Raw genomic sequence first — 2750 nt, forward strand, 5'->3', positions numbered from 1 at the left:
TTCACCTGTTGTTCTATCTTCGTCACTTGTATTAATTAAATTGCCATCTTCGGCATCGTCTAAATTTAAAATTTTATGTTTTTGTTTAAGCAATCCACCATAACTCAACATACGTTTTCGGTATAAACCTTTTTCCAAATCATTCACGATTTCTTGATTTCTTTCATCATCATCAGTTAAAAAATCAGATGACTTAACAGAATATTTAGAGGTTTCTTTGATAGCTGCTTGAATATCTTTATCGCCTTTTTGATTTGGTTTGATCGCTTTAATATTTGCGACTGGTCGATAATCAACTTGTAATGCTTTTTGCCATAAACCGACCCATTCTGTCTGCGTAATATAATTTTCTTTTTTTCTAAAATACGCATTCTCAACACATAATAAAACATGCATATGTTGATTGTAACTACCATCATTTTTATTAACCGTAACTTCTGTTGATCGCATAAAACCAATTAAATTTTTACTGATTTTTTTATATTTAAATAATCTTCTAAATGATTCAGTTAAATGTTTTAAACTTTGTTCTAAAGTTTCACCATCTATCGCATTTCTTGTCGATAACGTAAGAAACAACCAACGTGCAGTTGGCTTTTCTTTAACCACTTTTTCAATCACTTTTTGAGCTTGATAACTATTTTTCATAGCACGCCTCCAATTACAAACTGGGCATAATTTCGACTTACAAAACCATGTCTTATGTAATTTCAAATAACCTTCATCAGTTGGCTTGAACTCTAAGACATTACCACATTGCTTTACGTTAAAAGCCTTTTTGATTTTTAAGATTTCCAGTATATCTGCATAACTTACATTATCTATTTTCTTTTCTCTCCATGGGCGTTGTTTCCCACTTTTCGTCATATCTTTTAATGTTTTATTATCTTGATTTTCGTCTATACATCTAGTAGTATTATATTGCATATAAAAAGACCTCCAGTATTGATTTAAGCGTCGTAACTTAATCATATTACTGGAGCTTTTTTATGTCAATTTTTTCTTTCACGCTTAAAAACAAACAAAAAGACTGTCATATCAACGATTAATGCATATTTTGAAAAAGAACGTTATTTCTATATAGTATCAAGACAAGAAGAAACTCGTTTTCAACTCGTTTCTAAACCCCTAAAAAATAAGTATTGTTCACTATTTTTTACATAAAATTTAGCTATGTTCATAAATTTCGGTAGAATAAATCAAAATAAAAGATATCTTAAAACCAAGGAGACAATAATTTGGAAACTAAAATTGGGAAACAGATTCAAAAATTAAGAAAGAATAAAAATATGTCACAAGAAAAATTAGCAGAAAAGTTAGAAGTATCACGTCACTCTATTTCCAATTGGGAAAGAGAAATAAGCAATCCTGATTTAAAAACAATTTTAAAAATCACTAAATTATTCAACGTTTCCTTAAATCAATTAATAAAAGGGGTCGAAATAATGGAAACCAATAAATATATTTATTCTGCACTAGCCTTCTTTTTAGGTGGACTAGGTATCCACAAATTTTATGTTAAACAAAATAAAAAAGGCTTACTTTACTTATTATTTTGTTGGACAGGTATACCAGGTGTAATAGGAATTGTAGAAGGCATACTAGCACTTTTAAAACCAAGTGACGATAAAAATAACATAGAAATAAATTAAATATTGCTTTATTCCAATTGCTTTATTGACAACGAGCCTCTGAACCCTTAACAAACCCAAAACTTGTCGAATGGTCGGCTTAATAGCTCACGCTATGCCGACATTCGTCTTCAAGTTTAGTTAAGGGTTCTTCTCATTGATCAATAAATTTTCTCGGCATAAATGCGTGGTCTATTTTTTATTCTCTTCTTGATAATCATATTTTTCTGCCATCTCATCAAAATCATCATCTTTATAGAAAAATAAAAAGTAAGCAATAACTCCAATCGGAATACCAAAAAACGGTGTAGTAAAAGTACTAAATATTACACACATAAAAATTAACCAAAACAAATCTTCTAAAGACCATTTTTTATTTAATAAATCATTCACAATTTGTTTGATAGTCATAAAAATAAAACACTCCTTTTTAGCAAACTTTATCACAATAGTTATCGCTTTACAGGTCTATTTTTCATCGTTATAATCTAGTTAAATCCCGTAAGGGTCCCGTAAGGGCGCACTTATACGTTTGTTCCAAACGGTGCGAAAACCATAATCGACCTTCGTCGATTTTTTTAATCTTAGTTTTAAGTAATCGGTGTTGCAGCACAGATATAAAAATTAATACTGCATTATTAGTAATCGGCGTTGTGGCGCAGATACAAAAATTAATACTGCACGAATTTGAATCGATGTTGTAGCGTAGATATAAAAATTAATACTACATCAAAATTTAACTAAGATTTAAGCTACTAGTTTTTTGCTAGTAGCTTTTTTATTTTTAAAATTTTAAATACCTTTATTTTGAATTTTAAGGGGGCATTTTAAAGATTTAGGGGTAATCCATATAGTTTTATGCCTAAAAACTTATATAAGCTCTTAAAACGCAAATATGAGCCAAATAAATATATGCTATTTCCAAAAGTAAAAATTTGAGCAAAACCAGTGGCTTATTTTTTAGACACTGCCCAGTTACATGCAAATTAAAATTTTCATGATTTTTTATAGTTCCCGCAGGGATACAAACCTAAATTTTTAGATTTACATAAAATTATGGCTAAGAGCATAAGGAAAATATGCTATCAATTAAAATTGATAGGTCTGGCAAAGCCAGAC

At 29.5% G+C, this 2750-nt stretch carries 3 protein-coding genes; 1 reads left to right on the forward strand and 2 read right to left on the reverse strand.

Annotation, left to right across the window (positions count from 1 at the left end; translation table 11 throughout):
* Positions 1–927 (reverse strand): protein rep (locus tag SOJ_RS14035; RefSeq protein ID WP_083846531.1); only part of this gene is annotated, 927 nt, incomplete at its 3' end.
* A gap of 311 nt (positions 928–1238) precedes the next feature.
* Between SOJ_RS14035 and SOJ_RS14305 the strand changes: the two genes are divergently transcribed.
* Positions 1239–1652, forward strand: a complete 414-nt coding sequence (locus SOJ_RS14305; RefSeq protein WP_002508786.1) for an NINE protein — start codon at positions 1239–1241, stop codon at positions 1650–1652.
* A gap of 171 nt (positions 1653–1823) precedes the next feature.
* On the opposite strand, the gene SOJ_RS14045 is transcribed toward SOJ_RS14305, so the two are convergent.
* The gene (locus SOJ_RS14045; RefSeq protein ID WP_002508787.1) at positions 1824–2042 is read right to left on the reverse strand and encodes a VraH family peptide resistance protein; all 219 of its coding nucleotides are present in this window, start codon (positions 2040–2042) and stop codon (positions 1824–1826) included.
* Between the last annotated feature and the right edge of the window lie 708 nt (positions 2043–2750).

The sequence above is a fragment of the Staphylococcus sp. OJ82 genome, assembly GCF_000294465.1.
Taxonomy (GTDB): Bacteria; Bacillota; Bacilli; order Staphylococcales; family Staphylococcaceae; genus Staphylococcus; species Staphylococcus equorum.

Excerpts from the sequence above, each read along its gene's own strand:
- SOJ_RS14045 (WP_002508787.1), bottom strand. The coding sequence starts at position 2,042 with ATGACTATCAAACAAATTGTGAATGATTTATTAAATAAAAAATGGTCT.